The sequence below is a fragment of the Pseudomonas sp. XK-1 genome, assembly GCF_038069885.1.
Taxonomy (GTDB): domain Bacteria; phylum Pseudomonadota; class Gammaproteobacteria; order Pseudomonadales; family Pseudomonadaceae; genus Aquipseudomonas.
On record NZ_JBBPES010000005.1, the window covers coordinates 97,776 to 114,283 of the forward strand.

General features: G+C 65.2%; 18 protein-coding genes. 4 read left to right on the plus strand and 14 right to left on the minus strand.

All coding sequences use genetic code 11. The features are described 5' to 3' along the window. The first annotated feature begins 286 nt into the window (after positions 1-286). A complete protein-coding gene (locus tag WMW70_RS14235) occupies positions 287-1,225 on the plus strand; it encodes an SdiA-regulated domain-containing protein (RefSeq protein ID WP_341438124.1) in 939 nt (312 codons plus the stop codon). Here the strand turns inward: WMW70_RS14235 and WMW70_RS14240 are convergent. Together WMW70_RS14240 and WMW70_RS14245 are read right to left on the minus strand one after the other, a co-directional pair. Next, positions 1,222-1,671 (minus strand): DMT family transporter, encoded by a 450-nt coding sequence (locus WMW70_RS14240; RefSeq protein ID WP_341438125.1) that lies wholly within the window; start codon positions 1,669-1,671, stop codon positions 1,222-1,224. The two genes, WMW70_RS14235 and WMW70_RS14240, sit on opposite strands and share 4 nt — an antisense overlap. 160 nt (positions 1,672-1,831) lie before the next feature. Continuing rightward, entirely contained in the window at positions 1,832-2,704 is an 873-nt protein-coding gene (locus WMW70_RS14245; RefSeq protein WP_341438126.1) for an MBL fold metallo-hydrolase, read from the minus strand. 99 nt (positions 2,705-2,803) lie between these two features. Between WMW70_RS14245 and WMW70_RS14250 the strand changes: the two genes are divergently transcribed. Next, on the plus strand, positions 2,804-3,703 hold the full coding sequence (locus tag WMW70_RS14250) for a LysR family transcriptional regulator (protein WP_341438127.1): 900 nt from the start codon (positions 2,804-2,806) through the stop codon (positions 3,701-3,703). 295 nt (positions 3,704-3,998) lie between these two features. On the opposite strand, the gene WMW70_RS14255 is transcribed toward WMW70_RS14250, so the two are convergent. From WMW70_RS14255 to WMW70_RS14280, 6 genes are all read right to left on the minus strand, one after another. Continuing rightward, positions 3,999-4,487, minus strand: a complete 489-nt coding sequence (locus WMW70_RS14255) for a GNAT family N-acetyltransferase (RefSeq protein ID WP_445942147.1) — start codon at positions 4,485-4,487, stop codon at positions 3,999-4,001. Between the two features lie 33 nt (positions 4,488-4,520). Beyond that, on the minus strand, positions 4,521-5,084 hold the full coding sequence (locus WMW70_RS14260; protein ID WP_341438129.1) for a DUF4136 domain-containing protein: 564 nt from the start codon (positions 5,082-5,084) through the stop codon (positions 4,521-4,523). 26 nt (positions 5,085-5,110) lie between these two features. Continuing rightward, positions 5,111-5,704: a DUF4136 domain-containing protein gene (locus tag WMW70_RS14265; RefSeq protein WP_341438130.1), complete on the minus strand. Its 594-nt coding sequence runs from the start codon at positions 5,702-5,704 to the stop codon at positions 5,111-5,113. Between the two features lie 204 nt (positions 5,705-5,908). After that, positions 5,909-6,658 carry a methyltransferase gene (locus tag WMW70_RS14270; RefSeq protein ID WP_341438131.1) on the minus strand — a complete coding sequence of 250 codons (750 nt, stop codon included), beginning with the start codon at positions 6,656-6,658 and terminating at the stop codon, positions 5,909-5,911. Further along, complete coding sequence (locus WMW70_RS14275) at positions 6,651-6,971, minus strand: nucleotide pyrophosphohydrolase (protein WP_341438132.1); 321 nt, start codon at positions 6,969-6,971, stop codon at positions 6,651-6,653. Before WMW70_RS14275 ends, WMW70_RS14270 begins: the two co-directional genes overlap by 8 nt. Before the next feature lie 92 nt (positions 6,972-7,063). Further along, positions 7,064-7,918 (minus strand): MaoC family dehydratase, encoded by an 855-nt coding sequence (locus tag WMW70_RS14280; RefSeq protein WP_341438133.1) that lies wholly within the window; start codon positions 7,916-7,918, stop codon positions 7,064-7,066. A gap of 169 nt (positions 7,919-8,087) precedes the next feature. On the opposite strand from WMW70_RS14280, the gene WMW70_RS14285 reads away from it, so the two are divergent. Further along, a complete protein-coding gene (locus WMW70_RS14285; protein WP_341438134.1) occupies positions 8,088-9,092 on the plus strand; it encodes an AraC family transcriptional regulator in 1,005 nt (334 codons plus the stop codon). Between the two features lie 32 nt (positions 9,093-9,124). Here WMW70_RS14285 and WMW70_RS14290 read toward each other — a convergent pair whose 3' ends face one another. From WMW70_RS14290 to WMW70_RS14300, 3 genes are all read right to left on the minus strand, one after another. Further along, a complete protein-coding gene (locus WMW70_RS14290) occupies positions 9,125-9,895 on the minus strand; it encodes a sulfite exporter TauE/SafE family protein (RefSeq protein WP_341438135.1) in 771 nt (256 codons plus the stop codon). 289 nt (positions 9,896-10,184) lie between these two features. Next, positions 10,185-10,712, minus strand: coding sequence for an inorganic diphosphatase (ppa, locus tag WMW70_RS14295; protein WP_341438136.1), 528 nt, complete (start codon positions 10,710-10,712; stop codon positions 10,185-10,187). Between the two features lie 78 nt (positions 10,713-10,790). Continuing rightward, a complete protein-coding gene (locus WMW70_RS14300; protein WP_341438137.1) occupies positions 10,791-11,630 on the minus strand; it encodes a M90 family metallopeptidase in 840 nt (279 codons plus the stop codon). A gap of 112 nt (positions 11,631-11,742) precedes the next feature. Between WMW70_RS14300 and WMW70_RS14305 the strand changes: the two genes are divergently transcribed. Further along, entirely contained in the window at positions 11,743-13,338 is a 1,596-nt protein-coding gene (locus tag WMW70_RS14305) for a protein kinase (protein WP_341438138.1), read from the plus strand. Positions 13,339-13,389: 51 nt separating this feature from the next. Here WMW70_RS14305 and WMW70_RS14310 read toward each other — a convergent pair whose 3' ends face one another. From WMW70_RS14310 to WMW70_RS14320, 3 genes are all read right to left on the minus strand, one after another. Next, positions 13,390-13,857 carry a GNAT family N-acetyltransferase gene (locus WMW70_RS14310; RefSeq protein ID WP_339461171.1) on the minus strand — a complete coding sequence of 156 codons (468 nt, stop codon included), beginning with the start codon at positions 13,855-13,857 and terminating at the stop codon, positions 13,390-13,392. Positions 13,858-14,104: 247 nt separating this feature from the next. Further along, a complete protein-coding gene (gene eutC, locus WMW70_RS14315) occupies positions 14,105-14,917 on the minus strand; it encodes an ethanolamine ammonia-lyase subunit EutC (protein WP_341438139.1) in 813 nt (270 codons plus the stop codon). 14 nt (positions 14,918-14,931) lie between these two features. Next, positions 14,932-16,326: an ethanolamine ammonia-lyase subunit EutB gene (locus tag WMW70_RS14320; protein WP_341438140.1), complete on the minus strand. Its 1,395-nt coding sequence runs from the start codon at positions 16,324-16,326 to the stop codon at positions 14,932-14,934. Between the last annotated feature and the right edge of the window lie 182 nt (positions 16,327-16,508).

Sequence of the window (16,508 nt, forward strand, 5' to 3'; positions counted from 1 at the left end):
GGGGCGAAACGCTAGGGCGGCTTAGGCAGCCAGCGCGATGGTTGGGCCAGTGTCATAACGACCTGTCTCTATCCATACGGGCGAAAAGGGCGCGTACCTTAACACAAGCCTCCCGGCCGCCGCAGCCCGTGGCCTGTCTGGCCCTGCGAGTTGAACTCATTAGCAGACAGGCACTCCTAATTCGGCACCCGGCGTCTGGTGCCGATCAATCGGCACCCGCACAGCCGTGCTGTCATGTTCACCCAGCACACTGCTGTTTCCCGTAAGCACGCGAGAATGACTATTCATGATGCCCGCTGCGAAAGGGGTGCCAGGACGGCTACCTGATATCAGTCCATGGAAATGGGCGTTGCTGTTGCTGGCGCTGGTGCTGGTTTACCAGATAAGCGTGCAGCATCTGGATAACCGTCTGTATTTCTGGATCAAGACCTCCTGGCACGAGAGCGAGTGGGAACACCGCAGCCTGTGGCTGCCCGAATACCGGGTGCGGGTCGATGCGCTGCCGATCGCCGGGGTTGCCGACAATCTCTCCGGGCTGACCTATGACGAAGGCCGCGGGCACCTGTGGGCGGTGGTCAACAGCCCCGAGGAACTGCTGGCCATGAGCAAGGATGGCGAGGTGCTGGCGCGCTATCCCCTGAGCGGTTTCAGTGATGTTGAAGGCATTACCTACCTGGGCGATAACCTGCTGTTGCTGGCCGAAGAGCGCAACCAGGCGCTGGTGCTGGTCGAGGTGCCGGACAAGCCCGGTGCCCTGTTCCGCGAGGATTATCGGGCGCTGACCCTGGGCCTCGATCTGGGCGGCAACCAGGGCTTTGAGGGCGTGGGTTACGACCGAAAAGGCGACCGGCTGTTTGTGGTCAAGGAGCATTCGCCGCGCAAGCTTTACGAGGTGCGCGGGTTGAAATCCAGCGTGCAGGGCGACTTCAACCTGCAGGTGATCGACCGCCAGGCGTGGATCGACCACAAGGTGTTTGCCACCGACCTGTCATCGGTGCACTACGACGAGCAGACCGGGCATCTGGCCCTGCTCAGTGACGAGTCCAAGGTACTGATCGAGCTGGACGCCGAGGATGGCAAGCTGATCAGCTTCCGCTCGCTGCTCAGCGGCTTCGCCGGCCTGCAGAACAGCGTGCCCCAGGGCGAGGGCCTGACCCTGGATGATCGGGGCAATCTCTATCTGGTCAGCGAACCCAATCTGTTCTACCGCTTCGAGCGCGACTAGCCGCGGCGGATCATCCAGATCCCCGCGACGATCAGCAGCAGGCCACCGACTTTGCCCAGGCTGATCGGGGCTTCGCGAAAGCCGGCCCAGCCGAAGTGGTCCAGCGCCAGGGCCATGCTCATTTGCCCGGCGATCACCAGGGCCATAAACAGCAGCGCGCCGACCTTGGGGCCGGCAAAGGCGGCGGTGGCGATAAACATCACCCCCAGCAGGCCGCCGCTCCAGTGCCACCAGGTCAGCCCCTTGAGCGCGCCGAGGCCGGGAACCTCACGCTGCGCCAGCACCAGAACCAGCAACGCCAGGGTGCCGACGGCAAAGGAGATCAGGGCGGCCGACAACACGCTGGAAACCTGCTTGGCCAGCTGACCGTTGATCCCCGCCTGCAGTGGCAGGCAGGCTCCGGCGACAAAGGGCAGGGCGAGTAACCACCAGATCGGGGCGGGCATGGGGCGTCTCCTGGGCGGCAAAGGCGGATGAGTATGCCGTAAAAGCTGTCCGTATCGTCAGCCTCGGCCATGCCAGATTGCCGCTTGGCGCATGCAAAAAGGCCTGGGTTTGTGACCCAGGCCTTTTGCGTGTGATGCGCTGCTAATCAGTGGCAGTGACCTACGGCCACTGCATTTCACCCTTGAGCACCTTGGCGCTCAGTTCCAGGCTGCTGGCGTCGAGCAGGTTCGGGTACTGGGTCTTCATCGTCTCGATCAGCGCCTGGCTGTTCTTGGCCTTGGGCAGCGCGGTTTCGAGATCATTGAGGTAGTTGCGGGTAAAACGCAGGTCATCCAGGTTGAGCTTGGGCTGGCCCATAAAGTGCCCGGGCACCAGGGTTTTCGGCTGCAGCGCCTGCAGCTCATCCAGGGATTTCAGCCAGGTCTGACGGGCTTGCGGCGATTGTGCATCGGCAATCCAGGGGTGGATGTTGGCGTAGGTCAGCACGCCGCCGACCACCGCTTTGATGCTCGGAATCCACAGGCTGGTGTGCTTGGGGTCATGGCCGATCAGCTCGATGCGCTGGCCTTCCAGGCTCAGGTGGTCGCCTTGCAGGGCTTGTGGCACCTGGGTGCGGGCCGGTGTCGTGTCCTTGAGGATCGGGCCCCAGTAGGCCAGCTTCGGTTCGCGGCTTTTTTCGATATAGGCGATGGTCTGCGGCGTGGCCAGGACCTTGGCCTTGGGGAAGGCGCGGGTCAGGGTGTCCAGGCCGAAGTAGAAGTCCGGGTCGCCGTGGCTGATAAAGATGGTGGTCAGGTTCTTGCCGCTGGCCTGAATGCGCTCGACCAGCTCTTGCGCTTCGCGGGTGGAGAACTGAGCATCGACCAGAATGACATCGCGCTCGCCGCTGATCAGGGTCGAGGTCACCGGGAAAATCGCCTTGTCGCCTGGGTTATAGACATCCAGGGTCAGGGGCTGGGCAATGGCTGTGGTGGCAAGGGTAAGCAGGCTGGCGCTGGCAAGCAGGCCGCGCATATGGCTGAGAATCGACATGCTGATCTCCTGTTGAGTAAGTGAGGGGATCTTAGTTGCTTAAAGTCGCGCAAAAAGCCCGCTAAACTGCGCATCTTTGTTGCGCTAAATGGGCTAGTAATGGACCGGCTGATGGCTACTCGGGTATTTGTCGAGGTGGTGGAACGCGGCAGCCAGACTGCTGCCGCCGAAGCGCTGGAGATGTCGCGGGCGATGGTCTCGCGCTATCTGGCCGAGCTGGAAGGCTGGGTTGGCGCGCGCCTGTTGCACCGCACCACGCGCAAGCTGAGCCTGACCGGTGCCGGCGAGCAGTTGCTCGGCCAGTGCCGCGAGATGCTGGCCGTGGCCGAGGCCATGCAGGGCGTCAGCCAGGGCCGCAATGAAGCCCCGCGCGGCAACCTGCGTATCGCCTGCAGCCAATCCTTCGCCCAGGCCTGGCTGGTGCACGCCTTGAACGATTTCACCGGCCTGTATCCCCAGGTCAGCGTCGATCTGCAGGTGGGCAGTCAGGCGGTCAATCTGGTGGAGGCACGCATCGACCTGGCCCTGCGCATCACCAATCAGCTCGATCCCAACCTGATCGCCCGGCAACTGGCGGTGTGCCGTTCTGTGGTGTGCGCCAGCCCGGCTTATCTGGAAAAACATGGCACGCCGCGGCATCCGGTGGAACTGAGCCAGCACAACTGCCTGAGCTATGCCTATTTCGGTCGCAGCATCTGGGAGTTTACCCGCGCCGGTGAGCCCCATGCCGTGGCGGTCAGCGGCAACCTCAGCGCCAATGAGTCGATGGTGCTGCTGGAGGCGGCCCTGGCCGGTGGCGGGATCAGCCTGCAGCCGCGTTACTCGGTCGGCGGCCATTTGCGCTCCGGCACGCTGGTGCAGCTGCTGCCCGATTACCAGCCGCAGGAGCTGGGCATCCACGCCCTCTACGGCACGCGCCGGCAGATGCCGCCGGCATTGCGCGCCTTGCTGGACTTCCTCCTGGAGCGGCTGGTCGATAGGCCGGACTGGGATATCTAGAGCCGTGCTTCCCCTGGTTTGAAACACGCAGGATCAGTCACGGTACGGGTTTGCTGACGACTGTCGGTCTGCGGCCAAGGATCAGGTGCTCCCGCAGTTGTCACAGAGCTTGCGTCAGGCGCGGTCTAAGTAGGCGCGGTCTCGACCGCGAATGGCGTCGTCGCGGTTTTGTGGCGACCATAAGGCTGATCAACAAGGCCGCGCCGGCTGTAGATTCCAGGTGCGCACGGCGCACCCTACCTATGGCTTGTCGCCTCACGATCCGTATTGGCCACATAGCCTTGGCAACGCCCAGCTAGAGCGCCTTGTCGAACTGGATCAGGGCCACGCGCTGGTGCTGGCGGTCGCGGCGTTCGACTATGCCGCTGGGGCTGTAACCGAGTTTCGGGTAGAGCAGCAGGCCGGCGCTGTTGGCGTTGAAGCACGACACCTGCATGCGCTTGGCATGGTAGTGCTCGCGGGCCAGTTGCTCCATCGCCGTCACCAGGTAATGGGCCACACCCTGGCCGCGGGCCCAGGGCGCGATCATCAGGTTGCCCAGGGCGCAGTAATCGCCGTATTGCCATTGGTAGAAATTGGCGAAACCGGCGACCCGGCCGTTGAGCAGCGCCACGGTGCTGTCACGGCGTTCGGCCATGGTCGCCGCCAGCTGGCCGACACTCAACGGCCAGTCAGCTTTGGGGTAGCAGAAGAACAGTTCCTCGGCGTTCTGCGCGAAGGTGACGATCTCGCTCAGGTCATCGGCCGTGGCGGCGCGATGATCAAACGACGAGCTGGGCGGCATGGCGGTCATCCTTGATTGATGCGGGGTTGGCTATCAGTGCGGAGGATACTGGCTGAGCACCTTGGCGACTGTGGCGCGGATCGCCGTTTCGCGTTCTGCCGGGCTCGGCTGGCGGTTGCGCAGTATCTGTTCGGCACTGCCGCGCCAGACCAGTTTGCCGTCCTTGCCGTCGAGCAGGTCGATCTGCAGGGTGCCAACCTGATAGTCCAGGGTGCGGGTTTCCACATAGCTCGGGCCGCCCCAGAAGCCGCCGCGCCAGGGGTCGCCCCAGCTACCGCCGAATTGGGTGCTGACCTGCTGCTGGCGGTTATCGACGATCAGCCACACCTGCACCTTGAGGTCGCTGCTGCTGCCGCTGGCGGCGGGGCGAAGGCCGCGCTGGTCGAGCTGCTCGCTCACGGCGGCGCGAATCCGCTGGCCGGTGAGGTCGCTGTTGATCCGCGGGTCATCGGGTTTGTACTGCACGGCCGGCTCCAGCCAGCTCCAGCTGCGGTAGGCGGCAAAGTCCCGGTTGGGGTCGAAGTCGCGCTCCAGCTGCGCGGTCTGGCAGGCGCTCAGCAGCAGCACCAGGGGCAAGAGCAGTAGCGATAAGCGCATGGGCGTTCTCCTGAAAAGGCTGGCAATCAGTGCGGCGGGTAGCTGGTCAGGGCCTGTTGCAGGGCGTTACGCAAGGCCGCAGCCCGTTCGCCCTGGCTGTCGCCGGCGAGGGTTTCGGCGCTGGTGCTCCAGACCGGCTGGCCGTCGCGGCCATCGAACAGGTCGATGCGTACCACTATGACCTCTTCACGGTAGCTGTGCACCCGCGGCGCGCTGCCCCACATGCCGTACCGGTCGCCGTAGCGATCATGGCCGTAGTAGCCGCCATCGGGCTCGCTGACCTGGCGGATACGCTGCTCCAGACGCAGCTCGGCGCTGACCTGCAGGTCGGCCCCGGCACCGGCCCGGTGCGGGCGCAGGCCACGCTGGTCGAGGGCGTTGCTCAGGGCTTCCTGCACCTGCTCGGAGCTGGCCCAGGCGCTGCCTGCCGGCAACTGCCGCCAGCTCCAGGTGCGGTAGTGGCCATAGTCGCGGGGCGCGGCCGGGTAGGCGCTGGGGTCCAGCTGGCCGGGCGTATGCGCCGGGGCCGGCGGCAGCGGCGCGCTGTCGGCGATATAGGGGTTCTGGCTCTGACAGGCCGCCAGGGTGGCCAGTAGCAGTAGAACTCCGAGCTGTCTCATGCGCTACTCCTGCTGCTCGAATAGGGGTTTGGCAGGTGGTTTTTCCACGGCCTGCTGGGGGCGCGGGGCCGTCCAGGCCGTGCGCAGCAACGCAGGCAATGAGCATTGGTGCGCATGGCGCACCCTACGGCCTCAGATCTTCTCACCCTCAGGGGCAATAGCCGAATGCAACAGGCTATCGGTACATCGCCTTTCAACTGTCTATCAGCGTGGCCGGCAGATCCAGTGCAGATAGCGGCCAAGCCCGGCAAAACTGGGGTGACGACGGTAGGCCAGCTCCATTTCCAGCAGGTCGAGCAGCTCGGCCTTGGCCTGGAAGGGCTGCGGCATATAGTCGTGGAACACCCGCACGCCGCTCTGGCTTTCGACCTGCCAATTAGGCTCGAGTTGCGCCGCCAGTTCGCGTGGATCGAGGGGCATCTGTGGGGTCAGGCTCTGTTTCTCCCCGGCGAACTCGGCCTTGCGCAGCTTGCGGAAGTGGCCCTTGAGCAGGTTGCGGTAGATCAGCGCATCCTTGTTGTAGAAGGCCAGGGACAGCCAGCCGCCAGGCGCGCAGAGCTGGTGCAGCACCGGCAGGATGCTATGGGGTTCGGCCAGCCATTCCAGCACGGCGTGGCAGATCACCAGGTCATAGGGGCGCTCGAGCTGGCCGAGCAGGTCCTGCCAGGGGGCCTGGATAAAGGTCGCGCGCTGGCCCGCGGCGGCAAAGCGTTCGCGGGCACCGGCCAACATGGGTTCGGCGGGTTCGGCCAGGGTTACCTGATGGCCGCGCTGGGCCAGCCACAGCGACATATGGCCGAGGCCAGCGCCGATATCCAGCACCCGCAGCGGCCTGTCGGGCAGGGCTTCGGCCAGGTCGGCCTGGAGCACCGCGAGGCGGATCGCGCCCTTGGCCCCGCCATAGATCTTCTCGGCGAAGCGGGTGGCCAGCTCGTCGAAGTGCCGATCAGTCATGGTGCGCGTCCCCGAGAAAGCGTCTTTCGTTATCGGCCAGCTTGGCGCGTACCACCTGCTGCATATCCAGGCCCAGTTCGCCGCACAGCAGCACCAGATAGAGGACGATATCGCCGATTTCCTCGCCTGCGTGGGCGAGCTGCTCGGCGCTCAGTTGGCGTGACTGCGCCTCGCTCAGCCACTGGAAGATTTCCACCAGCTCGGCCATTTCCACGCTGGCGGCCATGGCCAGGTTCTTCGGGCTGTGGAATTGCCGCCAGTCGTTGTGATCACGAATGGCATGCATGCGGGTGGTCAGTTCGGCGAGGTTCATCGGGCGCTCCTGCAAAGAGGAGCATAGCTTCGGGGGTTCACCGGCGCGGTGCAAGCGGCTGCCGGCAGTTACCGGCAGCCGTGCGGGGTATTTCAGTCAAGCGGCTGCCAGCTGCCCTGCATATGCGGCAGGTTTTCCGCACCGAGCAGACTGAACTGGCCGCTGGCGGCCGGTTCGCTGGCCAGCAGATGCACGGCGGCGGGCAGCAGCACCGGTTTCTGGAAGCGCACCTCCACCTGATAGCCCGCGCTGGGCAGGTGCTCGCCGAGTTCGGCCAGGGCCCGTGCCTTGTTCCACAGGCCGTGGGCAATGGCGCGGGGGAAGCCGAACAGCTTGGCGCTAACCGCCGACAGATGAATCGGGTTGTAGTCGCCGGCGATGCGCGCATAGCGCCGGCCGATATTCGCCGGGGCCTGCCAGTGGGCGAGGGTGGTTTGCGGCAGTTCGGCGGCGGTTTCGCGTTCGGGCACCGCGCCGCCCAGACGCAGGGCGCGGCAGAGGATGCGGCTGTCGCCCTCCCAGAGCAGGCCGAGCTGGTCGTGCAGCTGGGTAATCAGGCTGAAGGTCACACCCTTGTCGTGGGGCTGCAGGTTCTGCACCTGTACGCTGACCGTAAAGGGCCCCAGACCGCCGAGCGGACGTATCACGCGGATACGGTTTTCCAGGTGCACCAGGCCGAGCAGCGGAAAGGGAAAGCGCTTATCGGTGAGCAGCTGCATCTGCAGGGCAAAGGCCAGGATGTGCGGGTATGTCGCGGGCAGCAGGCCGTCGTCACGAAAGCCGCAGATCTGTCGGTAACGGGCCAGGTGCGTCGGGTCGACGTTGACCTGGCAGCGCAGGCCGACAGTTGGCAGGCTGCGTCCGGTGACGCCACGGCGCAGGGCGGCGCGGGCAAACAGGCCAGGCAGGGCGGATGGGGCGGGTAGATCGAGCCAGTCGATGGCCATGGCAAACTCCTCTGAGCGGGTGGCAGCAGCTTAGTCGGCCGACGGCAGAGTGCATTGGCCGCGTCGTCTTGTCGGCTGGCAGGCCAGTCAATCGTCATCGCGCCTTGAGCCAGACGGCTAAAGCCGCCTAAGATGGCCGCGCCTCGCGGATAACAAGAACTCCTAGATAATGCGTGATCTGACTGACGATGTGGCGCTGATGCGCCCGGTGCTTGATGCCTTGCGTGCCAGCGGAACCGATCCTGATCGGGTGCTGGCGCGCGTCGGCCTGCCGCCTGGTGGCTTGCCCGCCGGGCGCTTTCCTCATTCGGCCCAGGCGCTGTTCTGGAAGGCCGCCATCGACGAATGCGGCGAAGAGCATGTGGGGCTGTATCTGGCCCAGCATCTGCCGGCCTTCCATGGCCTGCTGCTGGAATACCTGTTTCTCTCCAGCGAAACCTTCGGCGAAGGCCTGCGCCATGCCTTGCGCTATATCCGCCTGCTCTCCGACACCCTCAATGCCAAGCTGGAAGTTCAGGGCGAACGTGCAGTGCTGGTGCTCGGCCTGGCAACGGGCACGCCGCGGCACTTTCCGGAAATGCTCGCCGGTGCGGTAATCCGCCTGTTTTCGGCCCTTACCGAAGGCGACTTTATCCCCTATGAAGTGCAGTTTATCCATGCCGAGGGTGCGCCCGCTGAGCTTTACCAGCAGGTGTATGGCTGTCCGGCGCGGTTCGGCTGTGAGCGCTACACCCTGGTGTTCAACGCCACGGTGCTGGACAAGACCTCGCGCCACGCCGCCCCCGAGCTGCTGCGCATGCACGAATCCCTGGCGCGTCGGCAACTGGCCGAGGTCGAGCGGCTGGACCTGGTGCGCAAGGTGCGTGAGTTGATTGGCGAGCTGCTGGTCGACAACGGGGCCACCCTCGAGCAGGTTGCGGCGCGCCTGAATATGCCGGCGCGGCGGCTGCGCGAGCGCCTGGCCATGGCCGGGGTGCGCTTCAACGACCTGATCACCGATTACCGCTGCCGCCTGGCCAAAGACCTGCTGCTCAATACCGACGAGCGTATCGAGGTGATAGTCGAACGTACCGGTTTCTCCGAACCGAGTACCTTCTACCGCGCCTTCAAGCGCTGGGTCGGCGAGACCCCGGTGGAATTCCGCAAGCGCGGCAAGGGCGGCCAGGCCGAGTAGGGGGCTCCGTCCATGCAGTAGGTGCGCAGCGACTACTGGGCGAAATAGGTGACCCAGAAGTAATAGGCGGTCATCCCGCTGCCCACGCCGATCACCAGCACCCGCAGCAGCTTGGCCGGCAGACGCTGGCCCAGCGCGCCACCGGCATAGCCGCCCAGCGTTGCGCCCACCAGCAGCACCGCCAGTTCGTACCAGCTGACTCGCCCGGCGAGGATAAAGGTGATGCTGGCGACGCTGTAGATCACCGCCGAAATCAGATTCTTCAGGGCGTTGGCCCGCGCCAGCGGATGACCTTCGATGGAAAACGCCGCCAGCTGCAGAATGCCCATGCCCGCGCCGAAATAGCCGCCATAGATCGACACGCCGATATGCGCGCCCAGCGACAGCGGTCCGTGGGGCGGTTGCGCGGCCTCGGCGCGGCGGGCCGCTAACCAGCGACTAAGCCAGGGGCTGGCGGCAAACAGCGCGGTAGCGGCCAGCAGCAGCCAGGGAATCAGCTTGGCGAATACCGCATCGCCGCCCACCAGCAGCAACAGCCCGCCCAGCAGTCCGCCCGCCAGTCCCGCCGCCAACAAGGGCAGCAGATAACGCCCCAACGGCCGCAGCGATCCCCGCGCCGCCCAGGCCCCAGCCAGGCTGGCCGGCCATAACGCCACCGCATTGGTGGCGTTGGCCGTCACCGGCGGCAGACCGGCGGCGAGCAGCGCCGGAAAGGAGAAAAACGTGCCACCACCGGCCAGGGCATTCATCCCTCCAGCGGCAAAACCGGCAAGCACCAGCAGCAGAATCTCGGACATAGACATGGCAAAGGCTCGGGCAAAAGGTCAGCAGCTTAACCAGCACGCGCGGCGGGGCCAAGTCGACCAAGGTGGTTGGCGTATAGGCGGGTCAGATTACGGGCATAAAAAACTGTCCGGAACAGTTTTAACGTCGCGCAGCGCCAGCCTGAAGAATGACTGCGGTGGGGGCAGGCATAAAAAACTGTCCGGAACAGTTTTTAACGTCGCGCAGCGACGGCCCGAAGGGTGGCTGCCATGGATGGCAGACATAAAAAAACCGGCTTGTGGCCGGTTTTTAGGGGGTAGTCCCAGCTTATTTTTGGTAAGCCGCGACCGCCTTGAGAATCAGGCCGCGGGCTTCTTCAGCGCCGCCCCAGCCTTCAACCTTGACCCATTTGCCTTTTTCGAGATCCTTGTAGTTCTCGAAGAAGTGCTTGATCTGCTCGATCAGCAGCGGGGGCAGGTCGGTGTATTCCTGGACGTCTTTGTACAGCACGGTGAGTTTGTCGTGCGGTACGGCAACCAGCTTGGCGTCGCCGCCGGCTTCGTCGCTCATGTGCAGCACGCCAACCGGGCGGGCGCGGATAACCGAGCCTGGGGCCACCGGGTAGGGGGTCACGACCAGCACGTCGAGGGGGTCGCCGTCGTCAGCCAGGGTGTGCGGGATAAAGCCGTAGTTGGCCGGGTAGAACATCGGGGTGGCCATGAAACGGTCGACCATCAGGCAATCGATGTCGTGGTCGATTTCGTATTTGATCGGCGCGTGGTTAGCCGGGATCTCGATGGCAACGTAGATGTCGTTCGGCAGGTCTTTACCGGCAGGGATCTTGCTGTAGCTCATGGGGCGACTCCCGAGGGGTGGGCCAAAAAAGTGGCGCGATTATAGGCATATTCCCCCGTCGTTGCTATGCCGGGATGCCTAGCCTTTGGTCTCGATGTGTTCGCCTTTTGGTCTGTCGCGATAGTCCGGGTGATCTTTCTGCAGCGCTTGCAGGCGGGCCAGCGGGTCCTGGCGGTAGAACAGCGCAAGCTGCGCGTAGACCGCCGGGAAGGCCCCGGCCAGCAGGTCCGGGGCGCTGAAGAAGTATTCGCTGGTTACCGCGAAGAACTCGGCGGGGTCTTCGGCGGCGTAGGGGTCGATGGCGGTTTCGGCCTGCGGGTCGGCGTCCAGCTGGGCATTGAGCCGATCGAAGGCGCTCTGCATGGCCTCGGCCCAGTCGCTGATGCGCATGTTGCGGTGCAGCGGCGGCAGGCCGTTGGCGCTGCCGTTGAGCATGTCGAGCTTGTGCGCCAGCTCGTGGATCACCAGGTTGTAGCCGTCCCAGCCGCCGCTGGCCTGTACCCCGGGCCAGGCCAGGATCACGGGGCCTTGCTGCCAGGCCTCGCCGCTGTGTTCGCCATCCCATTCATGCACCACGCCGCTGGCGTCGCGGTGGCGCTGCGGGCTGACGAAGTCGTCCGGGTAGAGGACGATTTCATGAAAGCCCTGGTACCAGTCGAGGTCGGCCAGGTGCAGCAGTGGCAGTTCGGCCTGCACCGCCAGCAGCAGGCGGTCGCTGCGCTGCAGTTCGACGCCGGGCAGGGCGCTGAGGTGCTTGTTATGCAGAAACAGCACCGCGCGGCCCTGCAGGCGCTGTAGTTCTTCCGGGCTGAGGCCATCCAGCAGGGGCAGATGCCGCAGCACTTCGCTCCAGGTTGCGGCGGCAACCGGGTGGCGGGCAAGGATGCGCTGGCGACGCCAGGCGCGTAACGACCACATGGATTCTGCTCGGGCTGTAGGGAGCGCTCACCTTAAGCCGGGCCGCGCTGAGGGGGCAAGTCGGCATAAAGGCTGCACAGGCCAGGGTGATAGCGACCTGGGAGGGCTGCCGATGTCGATCGAACGACTGGATCATTGCGCTGTTAGCCTGGCCTACGGCCATGGCCTGGACCTGCCCAGTCAGGCCGCACGCGCACGCGCCGCCTGGTTGCCCGGGCGCGAAGGGCGAGCCCCGGTGTTGCTGGTCGCCTTGCTGTGGGCGCGCGAATGCACCGATGTAGTGCGCGTTGTAGAGGCGCATCTGGATGCCCTTTTTGCCGATTACAGCAGCACCCCCGGTGGCTGGAGTGAAGCCCAGGCCGCGCGGCAGGTACTCGCGGCCCTCAATGCCCAGCTGTTTCGCCAGCGTCGGGCCGGGCGTGGCCGCTTCCAGCTGGACGCTGGCCTGTTGTTGCTACAGGGCGACGAGATGCAGTTTCTCCAGGCCGGGGCCATCGGTCTGCTGCGTTACCAGGCGGGCAGCCTGCAGAGCCTGATCGGCCGCGAGGGCATGCAGCTGGGGAGCCAGGCCGAGCTGGCGCTGGTGCAGCACAGCCTGCCGCTGAGCCAGGGCGCGGCGCTGTTGCTGGCACCGCAGCCCTTGCTCGAGGTCGCCGACCTGCAGAGCTTTCGGCTGGCCTGCGCGCAGCTCAGTGCCACCCATATGCAAAGCGTGCTGCGCCCCTGGCTGCATGCGCCGGGGGCCGCGGTGCTGTTATTGCCTGGCGAGCCGGGGGCCATGCCGCCGGCCGCGCCGCCCGAGTCCTGGCCGGTGGTGGCGGATGCACGGCCGGGCATGCAGCTCGATGGTTGGACATTGCTCGGGCCCTGCGCCTATGGCCCGCCCGGGCGGATGTTCCGTGGGCGTGACGAAGGCGGCCGCGAGGCCTTGCTGTGGCTGGCCGAACAGGCCGCGGACGAGGCCTTCTGGCAGCGCGAGTGGGTGTTGCGGCGCAGCCCGGTAGCGAGTTTGCCGCGGGTGCTGTCGTCCCATCGGCCGCGTCGGCATGCCTTTATGCTGTTCGAATTGCCCGCCAGCGGTATGCGCAGCCTGGTCGACTGGGCGGCAGCCCATGGTCCGCTGGACGGCGCGACCCTGCTGGCCTTGCTGGAGCAGTTGATTGCAGCCGTGCGCGGCTTGCAACGGCGCGGCATGCAGGGCTTGTGGCTGAATCCGGGCAATATCCTGGTGGACGACGGCGGGCACCTGCTGGTGCTGCCCGAGTATGCCGCGTTACTGCCCGGCGTAGCCCGTCAACGCTTGCCCGCGGCGGCGCTGCCCCTGGCCCCTGAGCTGCGTCAGGGCCAGGCGGTGGATGGCCGCGCTGATCAGTTCGCCCTGGCGGCCCTGGCCTACTGGCTGTTCTGCGGCCGCTGGCCGGATACCGCCCGGGGCGATGCCGATGCGCTCAACCGCTATGTACCGCTGGCGCAGTACAGCGGCCATGTGCCGGCCGGCTGGGATGGGGTGTTGGCGCGGGCCCTGGCTCCACGGCCTGAGGCGCGCTTCGAGGCCCTGTCGGAGTTTCAGCAGGCCCTGCAACAGCCGTTGCAGGCGCATCACGCGCTATTGCACGTGCCCAGGCGCAAGCAGCCCTGGCAGTTCGCCCTGATCGGCGTGCTGCTGGTGCAATTGGTTCTGGGGCTCTGGTTGAGCCTGGACGGCTAAAGCAGCGAAGCGCCCTGACGGTCTGACCGCAGGGCGCTTCATGGGGGGCGCTCAGGGCGCGGTGGGGTCGTCGCCGATCGGCAGGACGAAGTTCTTGAACTCGGTGTCTTCGACGAAACCGATGGACTCGTACACCTTGTGCGCCACCGTGTTGTTGATGCTAGAGGCCACGCGCAGGCGCACCGCGTTGGTGTCCTTGGCCATCTGCTTGGCGGCCTGGATCAGGCGATCGGCGACCAGCTGGCGACGGGCGTCCTGGCAGACATAGATGTCGTTGAGAATCCATACGCGCTTGAGCGACAGCGAGGAGAAGCTCGGATAGAGCTGGCAGAAACCGAGGATCTTGTCCTCTTCATCGGCCATGGCCAGGTAGATCACCGACTCCTTGCGGCTGATGCGCTTTTCCAGAAAGCTGCGCGAGGAATCGGGGTAGGGCAATTGGCCGAACAGTTCGCGGTAATTGACGAACAGCGGTGTCAGTTGGTCCAGATGCTCCAGTGTGGCTTGAACGATGCGCATGGTGAGCCTCGACTTCATTAAGGTGGACGGCTTCGGCAACCGGCAGTGCTGCCTGCGAACCTTGCCGATGCTGCCTAAGGCATTTGGAAAGTGCAATCCAAACAAGCGTTTGGTTGTAATTCGGTGCCGCGTCTGGACGCCCTGCACGAATAATTTGTCGTTGCCGTCGCAGGGGTGGGGCGGCGTTCGGCTTCAGCGCCTGCTCGATCAGTCGCGGTTAAAGCCCCTCCCGCATAGGCCTGGCCTGCTAGCCCAGCAGGAAGTTTTCGCGCTTGTCTGAACCCACCAGCAGCGGTACTTCGGCTTCATCCTTGAGGTTGACCCCGGACAGCTGGCGGCGGCAGGCCTCGCGCATCAGGTACAGCAGGCGATGGCTGGCCATGGCGTAGCTCAGGCCTTCCTGGCGCACGTTGGAGATGCAGTTGCGGTAGGCGTCGGTCAGGCCGACCCGAGGCGCGTAGGTGAAGTACAGGCCCAGGCTGTCCGGCGAACTCAGGCCTGGGCGCTCGCCGATCAGGATCACCACCATGCGTGCGCCGAGCAGCTCGGCCACTTCATCGGCTACGGCCACGCGGCCCTGGCTGACCAGGGCCACGGGCGACACGCTCCAGCCTTCGGCAGCGGCCTGTTCCTCGATATGCGCCACCATGGGCAGGGCGTTGCGGTGCACGGCCAGAGCGGACAGACCGTCCGCTACAACGATGGCCAGGTCATAACCGCCCGGATTGTTTTCGCGGTGCTGGCGCAGCAGCTCGGCGGATTCGTGACTCAAGCGCCGACCCAGATCCGGGCGTTGCAGGTAGGTGTCGCGATCCTTGGCGGCGCTGTGCAGCAGCAGGCTCTGCCTATGCTGGCTGGCCAGGCCTGCGGCCAATGCAGCGTGGTCGAACGGCAGGTGCACGGCGTCGCGAGCCTGGGCGTGGGCGAACTGGAAATCCAGCTGGGCGCGGGTTGGCATGCTGGTGCCGGCGCGGCCGAGAGCAATGCGCGCCGGGGTGAGGTTGCGCAGTTGCTGCCAGGGATTCTCGCTGGCACCGCTGAGTGGGCTGTCATCGTACATAAGCGGCTCCTTGATCAACCAAGCTGCGCCAGCGCCTGACGAAACGCCGGCGGCAGGCTGTTGCCCATGCGCGGGCGGCCATCGGCCTGGGTAAAGATGCCCATGCGCTGCAGCCAGGCTTCGAACTCGGGGGCCGGTTTCAGCCCCAGGCTCTGCCGGGCATACAGGGCGTCGTGAAAGGAGGTGGTCTGGTAGTTGAGCATCACATCGTCGGAGCCTGGGATGCCCATGATGAAGTTGATGCCGGCCACGCCAAGCAGGGTCAGCAGCACGTCCATGTCGTCCTGATCGGCTTCGGCATGGTTGGTGTAGCAGATGTCGCAGCCCATCGGCAGGCCCAGCAGCTTGCCGCAGAAGTGGTCTTCCAGGCCGGCGCGGATGATCTGCTTGCCGTTGTACAGGTACTCCGGGCCGATAAAGCCAACCACGGTATTCACCAGAAACGGCTTGAAATGCCGCGCCACCGCATAGGCGCGGGTTTCGCAGGTCTGTTGATCGAGGCCATGGTGGGCACCGGCAGACAGCGCGCTGCCCTGGCCGGTTTCGAAATACATCAGGTTGTCGCCGAGGGTGCCGCGTTTGAGGCTCAGGCCGGCGTCGTAGCCTTCCTGGAGAATCTGCAGGCTGACGCCAAAGCTGGCGTTGGCCGCTTCGGTGCCGGCAATCGACTGGAATACCAGGTCCAGCGGCACGCCCCGGTTGATCGCCTCGATCGAGGTGGTGACGTGGGTCAGTACGCAGGCCTGGGTCGGGATTTCATAGCGCTGGATGATGCCGTCGAGCATCTTCAGCATCTCGCAGATACTCACGACGCTGTCGGTGGCCGGGTTGATGCCAATCATGGCATCGCCGTTGCCATACAGCAGTCCGTCGAGAATGCTTGCGGCGATACCGGCCGGTTCATCCGTTGGATGATTGGGCTGCAGGCGGGTGGACATGCGCCCGCGCAGGCCGACGGTGTTGCGAAAACGGCTGACCACGCGGATTTTCTGCGCCACCAGTACCAGGTCCTGCACGCGCATGATCTTCGATACCGCAGCGGCCATTTCCGGCGTCAGGCCGGGGGCGAGGGCGCGCAGGCTGGCTTCATCGGCGCTGTCGCCGAGCAGCCAGTCACGGAAGCCGCCGACAGTCAGGTGGCTGACCGGGGCGAAGGCCGCCAGGTCATGGCTATCGATGATCAGGCGGGTGACTTCGTCTTCTTCGTAGGGAATCAGCGCTTCGGTAAGGAAGTGTTTAAGCGGAATATCGGCCAGGGCCATCTGCGCCGCGACCCGCTCGCCAGCATTGCTCGCGGCAACGCCTGCGAGAAAGTCGCCGGAGCGTGCCGGGCTGGCCTTGGCCATTACCTCGGCGAGGCTGTCGAAACGGTAGGTTTCACCGCCGATGGTATGCCGGAATCCGGACATTGAACTTCTCCCCCGCGCAATGACCTTAATCTGCGCCAAATCGGTGCCCGTTCCGGGCGTGCTGCACTCTGGCGGGCGGCGCAACCCCTGCGACTGGCCGCCGGCAGTGCTTATTGAAAGGGCGAGCAACGCCTGTGCCAACCCCGCAGGCTCTGCGTGCCGCCGCCGCTGTGCTAACCTGC

Bases quoted from the DNA above. Each gene is read 5' to 3' on its own strand.
- WMW70_RS14235 (WP_341438124.1), top strand. From the start codon at position 287: ATGATGCCCGCTGCGAAAGGGGTGCCAGGACGGCTACCTGATATCAGT.
- WMW70_RS14240 (WP_341438125.1), bottom strand. From the start codon at position 1,671: ATGCCCGCCCCGATCTGGTGGTTACTCGCCCTGCCCTTTGTCGCCGGA.
- WMW70_RS14245 (WP_341438126.1), bottom strand. From the start codon at position 2,704: ATGTCGATTCTCAGCCATATGCGCGGCCTGCTTGCCAGCGCCAGCCTG.
- WMW70_RS14250 (WP_341438127.1), top strand. From the start codon at position 2,804: ATGGACCGGCTGATGGCTACTCGGGTATTTGTCGAGGTGGTGGAACGC.
- WMW70_RS14255 (WP_445942147.1), bottom strand. From the start codon at position 4,487: ATGCCGCCCAGCTCGTCGTTTGATCATCGCGCCGCCACGGCCGATGAC.
- WMW70_RS14260 (WP_341438129.1), bottom strand. From the start codon at position 5,084: ATGCGCTTATCGCTACTGCTCTTGCCCCTGGTGCTGCTGCTGAGCGCC.
- WMW70_RS14265 (WP_341438130.1), bottom strand. From the start codon at position 5,704: ATGAGACAGCTCGGAGTTCTACTGCTACTGGCCACCCTGGCGGCCTGT.
- WMW70_RS14270 (WP_341438131.1), bottom strand. From the start codon at position 6,658: ATGACTGATCGGCACTTCGACGAGCTGGCCACCCGCTTCGCCGAGAAG.
- WMW70_RS14275 (WP_341438132.1), bottom strand. From the start codon at position 6,971: ATGAACCTCGCCGAACTGACCACCCGCATGCATGCCATTCGTGATCAC.
- WMW70_RS14280 (WP_341438133.1), bottom strand. From the start codon at position 7,918: ATGGCCATCGACTGGCTCGATCTACCCGCCCCATCCGCCCTGCCTGGC.
- WMW70_RS14285 (WP_341438134.1), top strand. From the start codon at position 8,088: ATGCGTGATCTGACTGACGATGTGGCGCTGATGCGCCCGGTGCTTGAT.
- WMW70_RS14290 (WP_341438135.1), bottom strand. From the start codon at position 9,895: ATGTCTATGTCCGAGATTCTGCTGCTGGTGCTTGCCGGTTTTGCCGCT.
- ppa (WP_341438136.1), bottom strand. From the start codon at position 10,712: ATGAGCTACAGCAAGATCCCTGCCGGTAAAGACCTGCCGAACGACATC.
- WMW70_RS14300 (WP_341438137.1), bottom strand. From the start codon at position 11,630: ATGTGGTCGTTACGCGCCTGGCGTCGCCAGCGCATCCTTGCCCGCCAC.
- WMW70_RS14305 (WP_341438138.1), top strand. From the start codon at position 11,743: ATGTCGATCGAACGACTGGATCATTGCGCTGTTAGCCTGGCCTACGGC.
- WMW70_RS14310 (WP_339461171.1), bottom strand. From the start codon at position 13,857: ATGCGCATCGTTCAAGCCACACTGGAGCATCTGGACCAACTGACACCG.
- eutC (WP_341438139.1), bottom strand. From the start codon at position 14,917: ATGTACGATGACAGCCCACTCAGCGGTGCCAGCGAGAATCCCTGGCAG.
- WMW70_RS14320 (WP_341438140.1), bottom strand. From the start codon at position 16,326: ATGTCCGGATTCCGGCATACCATCGGCGGTGAAACCTACCGTTTCGAC.